Source organism: Candidatus Symbiopectobacterium sp. NZEC151, assembly GCF_025962655.1.
Taxonomy (GTDB): domain Bacteria; phylum Pseudomonadota; class Gammaproteobacteria; order Enterobacterales; family Enterobacteriaceae; genus Symbiopectobacterium.
On record NZ_JAGFPE010000005.1, the window covers coordinates 71338 to 85700 of the forward strand.

Below are 14363 nucleotides of genomic sequence, written 5' to 3' on the forward strand. Positions count from 1 at the left end.
AAAAAACCAGCGTGTAAGCGCTGGTTTTTACTGTCAGGGCGGTGAGGGGATGTGTTACCCCAATGCCACCTTGATGCCCAGTGCAATCAACACGGTGCCCAGCAGTTTATCTACCAGCTTTTGCGCTTTTTCCAATGCACGACGGACCGGGCCGCTTTGGAACAGCAGTACCAGCAACGGCCACCAGACGACGGCAAGTGCCCAGATAATAAAGGCATACCACAGTTTTTCCCCGACGCTGGAGTGGGTGCTGAGTACCTGAGTGAACATGGCAAGAAAGAACAGGGTGGCTTTCGGGTTAAGCAGATTGCACAGATAGCCTTGCAGGAAGGCTTTTTTCAAGCTGACTTCCTGGCGCGGTAGTGAAGCAACATTCAGCTTGCTGCCACCCTGCGAGAGTAATGCCTGAATACCGATCACGATCAAGTAAAGCGCACCTGCATACTTTAAAATGTTGAACAGCCACGGCGTGGTAGTGATTACCACCGCTAATCCTGCGACGCAATAGGCCATGTGGGTTGCGACGCCCGCGATAACGCCAAAGGCGGTCATCATGGCTGGCAAACGCGCATAGCGTGCGGCGTTTTTAATCACCAGAAAGAAATCGGGGCCGGGTGAAAGCATACCCAGCGTCGCGATGGTGGCGACAAACAGTGAGGTTTCAAGCATCAACAGCGTCCAAATGGGTGACGAAGCGGAAAAAGGGTGTGCGGTCGATCTTAACGCGGTAACGCGCGTGATGCACTCATAAGATTTTATTCTTACCCGCAATATTGGCAATCGGACCGCGTTGTGTTAACAAGTCTCCTTGCTTTATTTATGGTTATACCCGTTATTATTTCGAATTATTCAGTGTGTCTTCATTTTATCAGTCAGGGTCTTCGTATGGTCAGTGAAACACCACAGCAACGGGAAATCACCCGGCTGTGTATCCAATGCGCGCTGATGCTGTTGCAGCACGGCGCGGAGAGCACGGTCGTTGAGCAACTCTCTTCGCGCCTCGGGATGGCGCTCGGGGTGGATAGCGTAGAAAGCTCCATTTCGGCCAACGCCATTGTCCTTACCACCATCATGAATGGACACTGCCTGACGTCGACGCGCAAGAACGTCGATCGTGGCATCAACATGCATGTGGTGACAGAGGTGCAGCACGTGGTGATCATGGCTGAGCACAAGCTGCTGGATGTCGCTGGCGTTGAAAAACGCCTGACGGGCATCAAGCCGCTGCGCTATCCGCGCTGGCTGGTGGTGACTATCGTTGCGCTGTCGTGCGGCTGTTTCAGTAAGCTCAACGGCGGCGGTTGGGATGCCTTTGTGGTCACCATGCTTGCCAGCGGTGTAGCAATGTATGTGCGTCAGGTATTGACGTCGCGCCATCTCAATCCCTTGATCAACTTCTGTATTACCGCCTTTGTCGCCACGTCGGTATCCGGGCTGTTGCTGCGTGTTCCGACGTTTCATCAAACCTCGACGGTGGCGATGGCGGCCAGTGTGCTGCTGCTGGTGCCCGGTTTTCCGCTGATTAACGCGGTAGCGGATATGTTTAAAGGGCATGTGAATACCGGGCTGGCGCGCTGGGCGGTTGCCAGCCTGCTGACGCTGGCAACCTGTATTGGCGTCGTGGCTGCAATGGCAATATGGGGGTTACGCACATGGGCTTAACGCTGCTGTGGGGGCTATTGCAGGATGTCTTGCTGGCGGCAGTGCCTGCGCTGGGTTTTGCTATGGTGTTCAATGTGCCGGTCAAGGCGCTGCCTTATTGCGCACTGCTGGGTGGCGTGGGGCACGGTGCGCGTTTCCTGTGCGTGCAGATGGGCATGCCTGTCGAATGGGGATCGTTTTTGGCGGCCATATTGATCGGGGTGATCGGGATCCGCTGGTCGCGCTGGCTGCTGGCGCACCCGAAAGTGTTTACCGTTGCGGCGGTGATTCCGATGTTCCCCGGTATTTCAGCGTATACCGCGATGATCTCGCTGGTGGAGCTTTCCCATCAGGGATACAGCGAAGCGTTGATGCGCGTACTGATCACGCATTTCCTTAAGGCCTCATTTATTGTCGGTGCGTTGTCGATTGGGTTGTCTCTTCCGGGGATTTGGTTGTATCGCAAACGTCCTGGCGTGTAGCGGCATTAAGATTTTGCTTATTTTGCCCATCAGAAAATCGCCGTATCGACGTACCCATCACCTTTACGTATAGTGTCTGCAATTTTTGAGCTATAGGGCTTTACCATGGTGATTAGTTTGATTGCAGCACTGGCGGTAGATCGTGTTATCGGCATGGAAAACGCCATGCCGTGGCATTTGCCGGCGGATCTGGCGTGGTTTAAGCGCCAGACGTTAAATAAGCCCATTATTATGGGGCGTAACACGTTTCGCTCTATCGGCCAGCCATTGCCGGGAAGGAAAAATATTGTCGTCAGCAGCCATGCCGGCGACGATGAGCGTGTGACCTGGGTGTCGACCCTGGAGGCGGCGTTGGAAGCGGCCGAAGGGGCGGAAGAGGTGATGGTGATTGGTGGCGGCAGTATTTATCAGCAAATGCTGCCCCAGGCTTCACGTCTGTATCTGACGCACATTGACGCCGAAGTGGAAGGTGATACCCATTTCCCGGAGTACGAACCGGATGCCTGGTCATCGGTGTTCAGCGAGTTTCATGATGCTGATGAGAAGAACTCGCACAGCTATTGCTTTGAGATTCTCGAACGGCGTTAACTGAATAGGCGCACGCGCGGGGCAATCTGGCCGCGCGTGTTTTACTTATTCTGCGCCGACTGCTGCCATGCCTTGTGCCAATGACGGCTGAGTAAAGATCCGCTTATCCTCCCAGCGCAACATCGTCAATTCGCCTCCCCAGCAGCAGCCCGTATCCAACGCATAAATGTTATCCGGCGTCCACTTTCCTTCCAGAGAGGCCCAGTGGCCGAATGCGATGGCGTAGCCCGGCGTTTCTGCATTCCCTTCTACGACCGGGCTGGGCAAGTAAAACCACGGCTTGAGCAATGAAGGTGCCTGTGACGGTGCCTCTTTGCATATCATGTCCAACTGCCCGCCTGAGAAGCAGTAGCGCATGCGGGTGAATACGTTGGTGCTAAAGCGCAGACGCGGCAAACCACTCAGTTCCGGGCTCCAGTGATTGGGCATATCGCCGTACATGGCGTCCAAAAACAGTGGATAGCTGTCGCTGCTGAGTATGGCTTCCACTTCCCGTGCGCACATTTGCGCGGTGGCCAGATCCCACTGCGGCGTTACGCCAGCATGGGCCATCACCAGTTTGAGATCGTCGTCGACCAGCATCACCGGTTGGCGGCGCAGCCAGTTAATCAGGGTATCAACATCCCGTGCGTTCAGCAGATCGTTAAGCCTGTCTTTCGGCTTGTTCCTGCTGATACCCGCATAAACCGCCAGCAAATGAAGATCGTGGTTGCCCAGCACCGTCTGTGCGGCCGAGCCTAACGAACGCACATAGCGCAGCACCTCCAAGGAAGCCGGACCGCGTGCCACCAGATCGCCAGTAAACCACAGCCTGTCGTGCGCCGGATTGAAAGAAACCTGCGCCAACAGCGCCATTAGCTCGTCAAAGCAGCCGTGCACATCGCCAATTAAATAGGTAGACATAATCAATGAATCAGTGAGGGGATCGCTAAACGAAAAACAGAAATAGGAACCTGAAAGGCATCGCCCTGATGATCGATCATGTGGTAATGACCTTCCATCGTGCCCAGCGGCGTTTCCAGCACCGTACCGCTGGTGTACTGAAATTCACTGCCAGGTTCGATCACCGGTTGTTCCCCGACCACGCCTTCGCCCTGAACTTCAGTTTGACGTCCGTTGGCGTTGGTGATCATCCAGTAACGCCCAAGCAGTTGGACAGGATTACGCCCCAGATTGCGGATTGTGATGGTGTAAGCAAAGACAAAGCGGCTCTCATCGGGCTCGGACTGCGCTTCAACATAAAAACTCTGAACCTGAACACAAACACGGGGCGTATTAATCATCGCGACACTTCCAGTTATTCCTGCGTTGGCGGATGCTCAGACAGCCAGTTGGCCAGCCGGCAGTATTGCTCTACAGAGATATTTTCCGCACGGGTGGTGGGATCAACCTCTAACGCGATAAGCTGCTCGACGCTGAACACATTGCCCAGACTGTTGCGCAATGTTTTGCGGCGCTGGTTAAATGCGGCTGTGGTAATGCGACTCAGCACGCGGACATCAGCAACAGGATAAGGCTGTACGGCATGCGGAACAAGACGCACGACAGCAGAATCCACTTTGGGCGGCGGCGTAAAGGCGGTAGGCGGCACTTCGAGTACCGGAATCACCTGGCAATAGTATTGTGCCATCACGCTTAACCGACCATAGGCTTTGCTGTTCGGACCAGCGACAAGGCGGTTCACCACTTCTTTTTGCAACATGAAGTGCATATCGCGAATAGCGTGAGTATAGCTAAACAGATGGAACATCAACGGCGTTGATATGTTGTAAGGTAAGTTGCCAAAAACGCGTAACGGCTGACCAATCTGTTGTGATAGCTCGGAGAAATTCACCGTCATGGCATCTTGCTGGATAACGGTTAGCTTATCTTTGAGCTGCGGATGTACCGTTAATCGAGCCGCCAGATCGCGGTCCAGTTCGACAACCGTAAACCGGGTCAGGTGTTCGGCAACGGGCAGCGTTAACGCGCCGAGGCCGGGACCAATCTCCACCATGGCGTGATCGGCCTGGGGATGAATGGCGGAGACAATACTCTCGATCACGAACTGATCGTTTAAAAAATTCTGCCCGAAACGCTTACGGGCAAAGTGGCCTTGATGGACGCGATTATTCATTACGGTGTTTCGTTATGGTGTTGAGTCATGTTGATGGCAAGCTGCAATGCCGTGATAAAGCTGCCCGGTTCTGCGTCACCGGTTCCCGCCAGCGAGAGCGCGGTGCCGTGATCGACAGAGGTTCGGATAAAGGGTAAGCCTAGCGTAATGTTAACCGCTCGGCCAAACCCCTGGTATTTCAATACCGGCAGCCCTTGATCGTGATACATCGCCAGTACGGCGTCTGCTTCTTTCAGGTATTTGGGCTGGAATAGCGTATCTGCGGGCAACGGGCCCACCAGATTCATCCCCTGTGCGCGCAGCTCATCCAGCGCAGGAATGATGATATCCAACTCCTCACGTCCCATATGGCCGCCTTCGCCGGCGTGTGGATTAAGTCCACACACGTAAATGCACGGACGGGCCAGACCAAACTTCTGCTGGAGATCGCGCTGCAAAATCGCAATCACCTCATGCAGGCTGTCGCGGGTAATGGCACGGGAAACGTCAGCCAGCGGCAGGTGCGTGGTCGCCAGCGCCACGCGCAGTCCCTCGGTTGCCAGCATCATCACCACTTTTTCGCAGCCGCTGCGATCGGCGAAAAACTCGGTGTGTCCGCTGAAAGGCACACCGGCATCGTTGATGATACCTTTATGCACCGGCCCGGTTACCAGTGCGGCAAACTCGCCGCTCAGGCAGCCATCACAGGCGCGAGCCAGCGTGTTTACCACGTACAGGCCGTTGTCGACGTTAAGCTCGCCGGGAGAAGACTCTGCGGATAATGACACCGGCAATATCGTCAGCGAGCCCGGACGTTGCGCGCTGGCAGGGGTTCCGGGTTGGTAGTCTCGCAGCGTTAACGGCAGACCCAACTGCTTCGCTCGGCTACCCAGCAACGTGGGGTCGGCGCACACCACCAGTTCTACCGGCCAGTCGCGCTGGGCCAATTGAATGATGAGGTCGGGACCAATCCCGGCGGGTTCGCCGGGGGTGATCACGATACGAGACGTGGTTGTGGTCATTGTGCTGAGCTGCTGTCGCTGCCGTTAACGATCTTCACGTAAGCGGCTGCACGTTGTTCCTGCATCCAGGTTTGCGCCTCTTCCGAAAATTTACGGTTAAACAGCATGCGGTAAGCACGATCTTTCTGCGCCGCGTCGGTTTTGTCTACCTGACGTGTGTCTAACAGTTGAATCAAGTGCCAGCCGAAGGAGGAGTGGACCGGTGCGCTGATTTCCCCTTTGCGCAGTTTCATCAGCGCATCGCGGAATGACGGATCGTACATATCCGGCGTTGCCCAGCCCAGATCGCCGCCCTGATTGGCCGAGCCGGGATCTTGTGAAAGCTGTTTTGCCTGAGCGGCAAAGTCGGTGGTTCCCCGTTTGATCTGCTGCGCAACCTCATCCAGTTTAGCCTGTGCCTGGCTGTCGTTCATCACGACAGACGGTTTCAACAGGATGTGGCGTGCATGCACTTCGGTAACGGAAACGGATTTGTCGCCGCCGCGAATATCGTTAACGCGCAAAATGTGGAAACCCACGCCGGAACGGATCGGACCGACCACCTGGCCTTTTTGGGTCTGTGTCAGACGTTCGGCGAACAGGGACGGGATCTCCTGAAGTTTACCCCAGCCCATTTGGCCGCCTTTCAGCGCCTGTGAATCCGCTGAATGTGCGATAGCCAGTTTGGCAAAATCGGCCCCGCCTTGCAGCTGTTGTACCAGCGATTTAGCCAGGTTTTCAGCGTCATCCACTTGTTGCTGTGACGGATTTTCTCCCAGCGGGATCAGAATGTGGCTCAGGTTCAGTTCAGCGTCTTCACCGGTCTGGTTAGCGATCTGTTTTGCCAGCGCGTCAACTTCCTGAGGCAGGACCGTAATGCGGCGACGCACTTCGTTATTACGGACTTCGGCAATCGTCATCTCTTTACGAATCTGATTGCGATAGCTGCTGTAGGTCAAATTCTCATAGGCCAACTGGCTTTTTAGCTGGTCGAGCGTCATGCGGTTTTGAGCCGCAATATTATTGATGGCCTGATCCAACTGCGCATCACCAATCTGGATATTCATTTTTTTTGCCATTTGCAAAATGATGTTATCCATAATCAGACGATCGAGGATCTGGTGGCGCAACGTACTCTCATCCGGTAACTGTTGTCCCGCTTGCTGCGCATTCATCTTCACGGACTGTAAAAGCGTGCTGACATCACTTTCAAGCACGACGCTGTTGTCCACGACGGCGGCGACTTTATCAACAACCTGTGGCGCAGCAACCGCTGCATTGGCGCTGAGGGCCAGCCCGAGGATAAGCGTTTTCCAGTTCTTCATACCTTTCCCGTTAGTTTCACCCGCAAGGCGGATTAAAAGTTGATGTGTTACCGTTTATTCCACGCGCGCACGACCGCATCAGAATGCGCGCTGATAAGGCAGAATACCGGAGCGCAGCATTTTTTGCGCACCCAGCGTTTCATTGCTGCTTAAACCCCGTAGCTCGATGTTGATCGAGAACTTGTTATCGTACTCACTGGATTGCCGATTGGTGTTCCAGTCGGTAATTTTCCGCTCGTAGCCCATATTGACGGCCCAGCAACAGGTATTGTATTGAAAGCCGATACGCTGGTTGGCGGTTTGATTCGCTTTGGTGTCGTAGTAATACGCACCGACCACTGACCACCGCTCGGCAATTGGCCACGCTGCGGTGATCCCCACCTGCGAAATGCCCTGTTGATAGGCTTGGCTCGGCAACAGATTCTGTACCGAGTTTTGAATATATTCCCGGCTGGCATAGCGGTAGTTTAACTGCACCAGTTTCTCGCTATCCTGACGGTATTCCAGCACCGCGTTGCCCTGAGAAATGCTCTCAAGGCGGGTGTCATATTGCAAACCGCCGCGCATGCCCCACACATCGTTAATCTTCCAGTAGCTGTCACCGGCCCACACCAGGCTGCCGTTATCGTCGTTTTGGTCCATGACCGTGGTGCTATCCCCGGTTCTGGGGCGATCGAAGTAATAGATTTGACCGACGGAAGCATTAAAACGTTCCACCAGATTTTGATCATAAACGCGGGTGGTCAAACCGGTCGCAATCTGATTGGCCGACGCGATGCGATCCAACCCGCTGTAACTGCGGTCGCGGAACAGGCCGGTGTAGTCATTTTGCAGCAGCGTGGAGTCATAGGTGTAAATGCTGCGCTGATCGCGGTAAGGCACGTACAGGTACTGGACGCGCGGCTCCAGCGTTTGGGTAAAGGCGTTGGACCAATCCATTTCGCGTTCAAACACCAGTTTGCCGTCAACTTTGTACTGCGGCAAAACGCGATTGACCGAGTCTTTCAGCGCATCACTGTCAATGTCATTTCGCTTGTTGGGGTAGGTACGAAAACGTTCCAGATTGGTTTGCTGGTAATGGGTGGCCATCAGCTTCGCTTCGGTGTTCAGGCTACCCCAGCGGTTGGTCAATGGCAGACTGACCGTTGGCTCGGCATGGAAACGCGTCGCTTCGGGGAGGCTGTTGTTCATGTTGGTAAATTTTACCGCCTGCCCATAAAGATGCATGTCGAATGGGCCGATATCCTCTCGGTAGTAGTTGAGGTCGAGTTGGGGTTCGGCGCGGTAAACATCATTGTTGGTGTTGGCTGCCAGCAATTGGAACTGTTTATTGGATAACGTGGCGTCCCAATTCTGGTTGGCATAGCCGACGCTGAATTTTTGGTTCACGTAGCCGCTGGTCGTGGAGCCGTAAGAAGAATCGAGGTCTTTGAAATAGTTAATATCGCTGACCTTGGTGTAATCGCTGTTAAAGCGCCACACCTGATCCATGATACCTTCGTGCTGCCAGTGGAACAGCCAGCGCGTATCTTTGTCGTCCATATTGTCGCGACGATAGGCTCTGTCATTCGGCAACCAGTCCAACTGCACTGTACCGGAGCCCGGGGTGGCAAGGTAACGGAACTCGTTTTGCAACTGTACGCCGCGCTTGGTCAGGACGTGCGGTGTAATGGTCGCATCCATATTGGGTGCGATATTCCAGTAATAGGGCGTGATCAGTTCAAAGCCGCTGCTGCCGCTGTAGCGGGCGTTGGGAATCAAAAAGCCGGAACGGCGTTTGTCACCCACGGGCAGTTGCAGGTAAGGGCTGTAGAAGACCGGAACGTTGCCAATTTTGACGCGCGCATTCCAAATTTCAGCAACTTGCTCATCCCTGTCATGGATCACTTCCGAACCGACGACACTCCAGCTATCATCACCCGGCAGACAGGTAGTGAAAGAGCCGTTTTCCAGAATGGTGTAGCGACTGTCACCGCGCATTTGCATTTTATCGGCATCGCCACGGCCCTGACGGTCAACCATCTGGTAATCGCCCTGAAACACGTCGGTATCTCGCGTATTCAGGTTAGACCAGGCTTTGGGGCCTTTCAGGATGACCAGGTTGTCATCATAATTGACATTGCCGGTGGCGGTGATGGTGCGAACCGGGGCACCCGCGGTGTCAGTGCCGGTCTGGCGCAGTTCAACCTGATCGGCCTGCAAACGGCTGTTGCCTTGCTCGATATTGACGTTACCCAGGAAACGGGCGTTATCCGGATAGTTGGCTTCGCTTTTGTCCGCCTGAATATGCACCGGGAGCGTATTGGGCTCGCCAGTGACCAGCGGCCGTGTGAACGTAGGAACGCCAAGCCGGCACTGGGCGGCAAGATCGGCCAACGCGTGTTGGCTGTAGAGCGCCGACCCAATCAAGGTGGCCAGCAGAGTTGGAAAACATTTTTTCATACGCGGTATCGGTGTTCCGTCATCAAGGGCATCATGCCGGCAAACGGTCAGAGACTATATCACTGGCTTACGTTGCGCCAGTGTAAATTCCCCACTGTTTCTCTGCTCTGCCGTTAGGTGCAACGCTAAATGACGGGTATGATAAAGCAATTTTTGGCCGACGGCATGAGGATTTGAGGAAGTATATGCGCTATTGGGGCAAGTTGCTGGGCTTGATACTGGGTATTATGTCCGGCGGCGGCGTGTGGGGAGTGATTACGGGCGTGCTGATGGGCCATATGGTTGATCGAGCCAGGGCTGCGCGTCGCCGTGATTTTTTCTCCGCACAGTCTACCCGACAGTCGCTGTTTTTTCTCACCACCTTTCAGGCCATGGGGCACCTGACCAAATCCAAAGGACGCGTCACCGAAGCGGATATTCATGCTGCCACCTTGATGATGGACCGGCTGGAGCTGTTTGGTGAGGCACGTCTGGCGGCGCAGAAGGCCTTTCGTGAAGGGAAATCCAATGCGTTCCCGGTACGCACCAAGCTGCGTAAGCTGCGCGATGCCTGCCTGGGTCGCTTCGATATGATCAGAATGTTTCTTGATATCCAACTTCAGGTCGCGTTTAACGACGGTGCACTGCACCCGAACGAACGCCGGTTACTGTACGTGTTTGCGGATGAACTGGGCGTGACGCGTGAACAGTTCGAGTTTTTCATGCGCCATATGGAAGGGCAGCAGCGCCAGTCTCAGCAGCAACAGGGCCAATCGAAGCAACATCAATCGAGGCAGAATGGCAAATCCTACCAGCGCCGCAATCAATCCTACGGCGGACAGTCGTATGGCGGGCAATCGCAGGGCGGGCAGCGTCAGCAGCCACCTTATACGCGCGGGCCTACGCTTGAGAGTGCCTGCCGCACGCTGGGCGTGCGCACCAGTGATGATGCCGCTACGGTAAAACGCGCTTATCGTAAACTGATGAACGAGCACCATCCCGATAAACTGGCGGGCAAGGGGCTCTCTCCGCGCATGATGGACATGGCAAAACGCAAGGCGCAAGACATTCAGGCGGCCTATGAATTTTTGAAGAGCAGCCACGTCGCCAAGTAACCCCTCTCCGGTTTTTCCCACGTTTTTCTCGACGATTACCCTAAAAATCAGAAATCAGGCTCACAGCGAAAATGTATCGGTGTACCAAAAGCAGGGTGCGTGATAGCCAGTTCCTGCGCGTGCAGCAGCAGACGCGGTGCCAGCGCTTTGGCTTCAGGGTGAGCGTAAAAACCATCACCGAGGATCGGGTGTCCGAGTGCCAGCAGGTGCACACGCAATTGGTGTGAACGCCCGGTAATCGGCATCAGCTTCACGCGCGTGGTGCCATCGGCCTCGCGTGCCAGAACCTGATACTGGGTTTGCGCCGGTTTCCCTTCTTCAAAACAGACCTTCTGTTTTGGGCGATTGGGCCAGTCGCAAATCAGTGGCAGATCGATCAATCCTTCATCGTGCTCCAGCCATCCCCATACGCGTGCGATATAGGATTTTTTGGGTTCACGTTCGCGAAACTGGCGTTTCAGCTCCCGCTCGGCCGCTTTGGTCAACGCCACGGCAATCACACCGCTGGTGGCCATATCGAGACGATGCACGGATTCCGCGTGGGGAAAATCCCGCTGAATGCGGCTCATCGTGCTGTCGTGGTGCTCAGGCGCTCTGCCGGGCACGGAGAGCAAGCCGCTGGGCTTGTTGACCACAATAATGTGTTGATCCTGATACAGCACGTGCAGCCAGGGATCGAGGGGCGGGTTATAGGGTTCCATGATGGCTCCTGCGGCGGCAACGGAGGGCCGTTGCCGCTGGCATTATTGACTACTGGTGAGAGACCACCACCAAACGAATGGCATCCAGTCGCCAGTTGGCCTGATGCAGATTGAGCAATACCTGCTCCCGCTGTGTTTCCAGCGCCAGCAACTCATCGTCACGGATGTTCGGGTTGACCGCTTTCAGGGCTTCCAGACGTTCGCGTTCGCGGCGCAGTTGCAGATCGGCCTGCTGTTGCGCCTCGATAATCAACTGCTGCGCCTGAGCGGCAACCAGCGGTTCGGCCTGTTGCAACATACTGTGGACGTCAGCCTGCACGGCGTTCACCAACTTGCTGGAAGTATGACGGTTCACCGCGTTGAGCTGGCGGTTAAAGCTTTCAAACTCGACCTGCGGTGCCAGATTTTTACCGGTGCGATCCATCAGTAAACGCAGCGGTGTGGGCGGCAGGAAGCGCGTCAACTGCAACTGTTTCGGTGCCTGTGCTTCCACCACGTAGACCAGTTCAGCCAGCAGCGTCCCCACGGGCAGCGCTTTATTTTTCAGCAATGAAACGGCACAGCTACCGGTATCGCCGGACAAAATCAGATCCATGCCGTTGCGGATCAGCGGATGTTCCCAACTGACAAACTGTGCATCTTCCCGCGACAGCGCCTGCTCACGTTCGAAGGTGATGGTGCAGCCATCCTGCGGCAAGCCGGGAAAATCCGGCACCAGCATATGATCGGAAGGCGTCAGAATAATCAGATTATCGCTGCGATCTTCCTGATTCACGCCGACGATATCGAACAGATTCAGGGCGAAAGTGACCAGGTTAACGTCGTTGTCCTGTTCCGCGATGGATTGGGCGAGCCCCTGCGCGGCTTCACCGCCGTTAGAGTGCATTTCCAACAGGCGGTCGCGGCCGAGTTCGAGCTGTGCTTTCAGCGCATCATGCTGTTGACGGCAGGCATGAATAAACTCATCCAGCCCGTCGCTTTCACCGGGAGCGCTCAGGCGCTCAATCAGCGTGCTGTAATGGGCATCATAAATGGTGCGGCCCGTTGGGCAGGTATGTTCGAAGGCATCGAGCCCTTCGTGATACCAACGCACCAGCAGCGCCTGCGCGGTGTTTTCCAGATAGGGCACCAGCACCTGAATTTCTTGCGTTTGTCCGATACGATCCAGACGTCCGATACGCTGCTCCAGCAGATCCGGATTAAACGGCAGATCGAACATGATCAGATGGCTGGCGAACTGGAAGTTGCGTCCTTCAGAGCCGATCTCCGAGCAGATCAGCACCTGTGCGCCATCCTCTTCCGAGGCAAAATAGGCCGCTGCGCGATCGCGCTCAAGGATAGACAACCCTTCGTGGAAGACGGCGGCGCGAATCGCTTCACGCGTGCGCAGCACCTGCTCAAGCTGCAAGGCGGTGGCCGCTTTGGCGCAAATCACCAATATTTTTTTGTCACGATTGGCGGTCAGGTAGCCGAGCAGCCACTCAACGCGCGGATCGAAGTTCCACCAGGTGGCATCGTCCCCTTCCAGCATTTGGTAAATCTGCTCCGGGTACAGCATGTCGCGCGCGCGTGCTTCCGGCGTTTTACCGCCGCTCATGATGCCGGAAACTTTAATGGCGGTCTGGTATTGCGCGGGCAGCGGTAACTTGATCTGATGCAGCACCCGCTGCGGGAAGCCTTTTACGCCTTGGCGCGTATTGCGGAACAGCACGCGGCTGGTGCCGTGCCTGTCCATCAGCATGGCGATCAGTTCCTGACGCGCCGTTTGGCGATCGTCGGTGTCGCTATTGACCGCTTTGAGCAGCGGTTCGCAGTCTTGCTCGCTCAGCAGTTCGGTGAGCAGGTTCATCTCATCTTTGCTGAGGTTTTCACCGGCAAGCAGTAGCGCAACCGCATCTGCCACCGGACGATACTGCTGCTGCTCTTTTACGAATTCACGGTAGTCGTGGAAACGGTTTGGATCTAACAGCCGCAAACGAGCAAAGTGGCTCTCCTGACCGAGCTGCTCAGGGGTTGCCGTCAGCAGCAGCACGGCAGGAATGCGCTGTGCCAGCTGTTCAATCGCCTGATATTCAGGGCTAGGAGCGGCTTCGCTCCAGGAGAGGTGATGTGCTTCATCGACTACCAGCAAATCCCAATGTGCCGCCAGCAATTGTTCAAAGCGCGCCGCATTTTTCTGAACAAAACGTAGGGAGCAGATGATCAACTGCTCGGTTTCAAACGGGTTGCTGCTGTCGAGTCTGGCCTCGGCATAACGCTCATCATCAAACAGGGAAAACAGCAAGTTAAAGCGGCGCAGCATCTCCACCAGCCACTGATGTTGCAGGGTTTCCGGCACCACGATCAGCACGCGTTCAGCGCGCCCGGCCAACAGTTGCTGGTGGATAACCATCCCGGCTTCAATGGTCTTGCCCAGACCCACTTCATCGGCCAGCAGCACGCGTGGCGCGTGGCGCTGACCCACTTCGCGCGCAATGTGCAACTGGTGAGGGATCAGGCTGGCGCGCATGCCGCGCAGGCCGCCCCAAGGCTGCAACGCCTGAGCCTGTTGGTGTAAACGCGTGCGATAGCGCAGGGCAAAACGATCCATACGATCGATCTGCCCGGCAAACAGGCGATCCTGCGGCTTATTAAAGGTCAACTTGCTGTCCAGCATCACTTCGCGCAGTTCTGCCGGGGTGCCGTCATCAAGGCGTTCACCGATATACACGATCAACCCGTTTTCGTCGCGGGTTTCAGTGACGCTGAGCTGCCAGCCTTCGTGGCTGGTGACGGTATCGCCAGAATTAAACATGACACGAGTAATCGGGGCATCGCTTCTTGAATAGAGGCGGTTTTCTCCGCTTGCGGGAAAAAGCAGTGTGACCATGCGTACATCCAGAGCAACAACCGTGCCCAGTCCCAGCTCGCTTTCCGTATCGCTGATCCAGCGTTGACCAAGTGTAAAAAGCATAAATTCGTAGCTCGATATTTGTCATTGTCGGGCATGTCGGA

Annotated in this window: 13 protein-coding genes; 4 read left to right on the plus strand and 9 right to left on the minus strand. The window is 55.4% G+C overall.

Annotation, left to right across the window (positions count from 1 at the left end):
• Positions 1-54: 54 nt before the first annotated feature.
• Positions 55-669: a LysE family translocator gene (locus J5067_RS15765; protein WP_264651514.1), complete on the minus strand. Its 615-nt coding sequence runs from the start codon at positions 667-669 to the stop codon at positions 55-57.
• Positions 670-885: 216 nt separating this feature from the next.
• Between J5067_RS15765 and J5067_RS15770 the strand changes: the two genes are divergently transcribed.
• The 3 genes from J5067_RS15770 (at position 886) to folA (ending at position 2711) form a co-directional block, all read left to right on the plus strand.
• On the plus strand, positions 886-1662 hold the full coding sequence (locus tag J5067_RS15770) for a threonine/serine exporter ThrE family protein (RefSeq protein WP_264644522.1): 777 nt from the start codon (positions 886-888) through the stop codon (positions 1660-1662).
• Positions 1653-2123, plus strand: a complete 471-nt coding sequence (locus J5067_RS15775; RefSeq protein ID WP_264644523.1) for a threonine/serine exporter — start codon at positions 1653-1655, stop codon at positions 2121-2123. The genes J5067_RS15770 and J5067_RS15775 overlap by 10 nt, the downstream gene beginning before the upstream one ends.
• A 108-nt stretch (positions 2124-2231) precedes the next feature.
• Complete coding sequence (folA, locus tag J5067_RS15780) at positions 2232-2711, plus strand: type 3 dihydrofolate reductase (RefSeq protein WP_264644770.1); 480 nt, start codon at positions 2232-2234, stop codon at positions 2709-2711.
• A 45-nt stretch (positions 2712-2756) separates the two neighbouring features.
• Here folA and apaH read toward each other — a convergent pair whose 3' ends face one another.
• The 6 genes from apaH to lptD all read right to left on the minus strand — a co-directional run bounded on the left by apaH (position 2757) and on the right by lptD (position 9574).
• Positions 2757-3614, minus strand: coding sequence for a bis(5'-nucleosyl)-tetraphosphatase (symmetrical) ApaH (apaH, locus tag J5067_RS15785; protein WP_264651515.1), 858 nt, complete (start codon positions 3612-3614; stop codon positions 2757-2759).
• Positions 3615-3616: 2 nt separating this feature from the next.
• A complete protein-coding gene (gene apaG / locus J5067_RS15790; protein WP_264644525.1) occupies positions 3617-3994 on the minus strand; it encodes a Co2+/Mg2+ efflux protein ApaG in 378 nt (125 codons plus the stop codon).
• 14 nt (positions 3995-4008) lie between these two features.
• A complete protein-coding gene (gene rsmA / locus J5067_RS15795) occupies positions 4009-4827 on the minus strand; it encodes a 16S rRNA (adenine(1518)-N(6)/adenine(1519)-N(6))-dimethyltransferase RsmA (protein ID WP_264644526.1) in 819 nt (272 codons plus the stop codon).
• Positions 4827-5828, minus strand: coding sequence for a 4-hydroxythreonine-4-phosphate dehydrogenase PdxA (pdxA, locus tag J5067_RS15800; RefSeq protein WP_264651516.1), 1002 nt, complete (start codon positions 5826-5828; stop codon positions 4827-4829). Before pdxA ends, rsmA begins: the two co-directional genes overlap by 1 nt.
• A complete protein-coding gene (gene surA / locus J5067_RS15805) occupies positions 5825-7132 on the minus strand; it encodes a peptidylprolyl isomerase SurA (RefSeq protein ID WP_264651517.1) in 1308 nt (435 codons plus the stop codon). The genes pdxA and surA overlap by 4 nt, the downstream gene beginning before the upstream one ends.
• A gap of 78 nt (positions 7133-7210) precedes the next feature.
• Positions 7211-9574, minus strand: a complete 2364-nt coding sequence (gene lptD / locus J5067_RS15810; RefSeq protein ID WP_264644529.1) for an LPS assembly protein LptD — start codon at positions 9572-9574, stop codon at positions 7211-7213.
• Positions 9575-9759: 185 nt separating this feature from the next.
• Between lptD and djlA the strand changes: the two genes are divergently transcribed.
• Positions 9760-10668, plus strand: coding sequence for a co-chaperone DjlA (gene djlA / locus J5067_RS15815; protein WP_264651518.1), 909 nt, complete (start codon positions 9760-9762; stop codon positions 10666-10668).
• Between the two features lie 47 nt (positions 10669-10715).
• Here the strand turns inward: djlA and rluA are convergent, their stop codons facing one another.
• Both rluA and rapA read right to left on the minus strand, forming a co-directional pair.
• Complete coding sequence (gene rluA, locus J5067_RS15820) at positions 10716-11369, minus strand: bifunctional tRNA pseudouridine(32) synthase/23S rRNA pseudouridine(746) synthase RluA (protein WP_264644531.1); 654 nt, start codon at positions 11367-11369, stop codon at positions 10716-10718.
• 49 nt (positions 11370-11418) lie between these two features.
• Positions 11419-14322: an RNA polymerase-associated protein RapA gene (gene rapA / locus J5067_RS15825; RefSeq protein WP_264651519.1), complete on the minus strand. Its 2904-nt coding sequence runs from the start codon at positions 14320-14322 to the stop codon at positions 11419-11421.
• Between the last annotated feature and the right edge of the window lie 41 nt (positions 14323-14363).

Bases quoted from the DNA above. Each gene is read 5' to 3' on its own strand.
- J5067_RS15765 (WP_264651514.1), bottom strand. From the start codon at position 669: ATGCTTGAAACCTCACTGTTTGTCGCCACCATCGCGACGCTGGGTATG.
- J5067_RS15770 (WP_264644522.1), top strand. From the start codon at position 886: ATGGTCAGTGAAACACCACAGCAACGGGAAATCACCCGGCTGTGTATC.
- J5067_RS15775 (WP_264644523.1), top strand. From the start codon at position 1,653: ATGGGCTTAACGCTGCTGTGGGGGCTATTGCAGGATGTCTTGCTGGCG.
- apaH (WP_264651515.1), bottom strand. From the start codon at position 3,614: ATGTCTACCTATTTAATTGGCGATGTGCACGGCTGCTTTGACGAGCTA.
- apaG (WP_264644525.1), bottom strand. From the start codon at position 3,994: ATGATTAATACGCCCCGTGTTTGTGTTCAGGTTCAGAGTTTTTATGTT.
- rsmA (WP_264644526.1), bottom strand. From the start codon at position 4,827: ATGAATAATCGCGTCCATCAAGGCCACTTTGCCCGTAAGCGTTTCGGG.
- pdxA (WP_264651516.1), bottom strand. From the start codon at position 5,828: ATGACCACAACCACGTCTCGTATCGTGATCACCCCCGGCGAACCCGCC.
- surA (WP_264651517.1), bottom strand. From the start codon at position 7,132: ATGAAGAACTGGAAAACGCTTATCCTCGGGCTGGCCCTCAGCGCCAAT.
- lptD (WP_264644529.1), bottom strand. From the start codon at position 9,574: ATGAAAAAATGTTTTCCAACTCTGCTGGCCACCTTGATTGGGTCGGCG.
- djlA (WP_264651518.1), top strand. From the start codon at position 9,760: ATGCGCTATTGGGGCAAGTTGCTGGGCTTGATACTGGGTATTATGTCC.
- rluA (WP_264644531.1), bottom strand. From the start codon at position 11,369: ATGGAACCCTATAACCCGCCCCTCGATCCCTGGCTGCACGTGCTGTAT.
- rapA (WP_264651519.1), bottom strand. From the start codon at position 14,322: ATGCTTTTTACACTTGGTCAACGCTGGATCAGCGATACGGAAAGCGAG.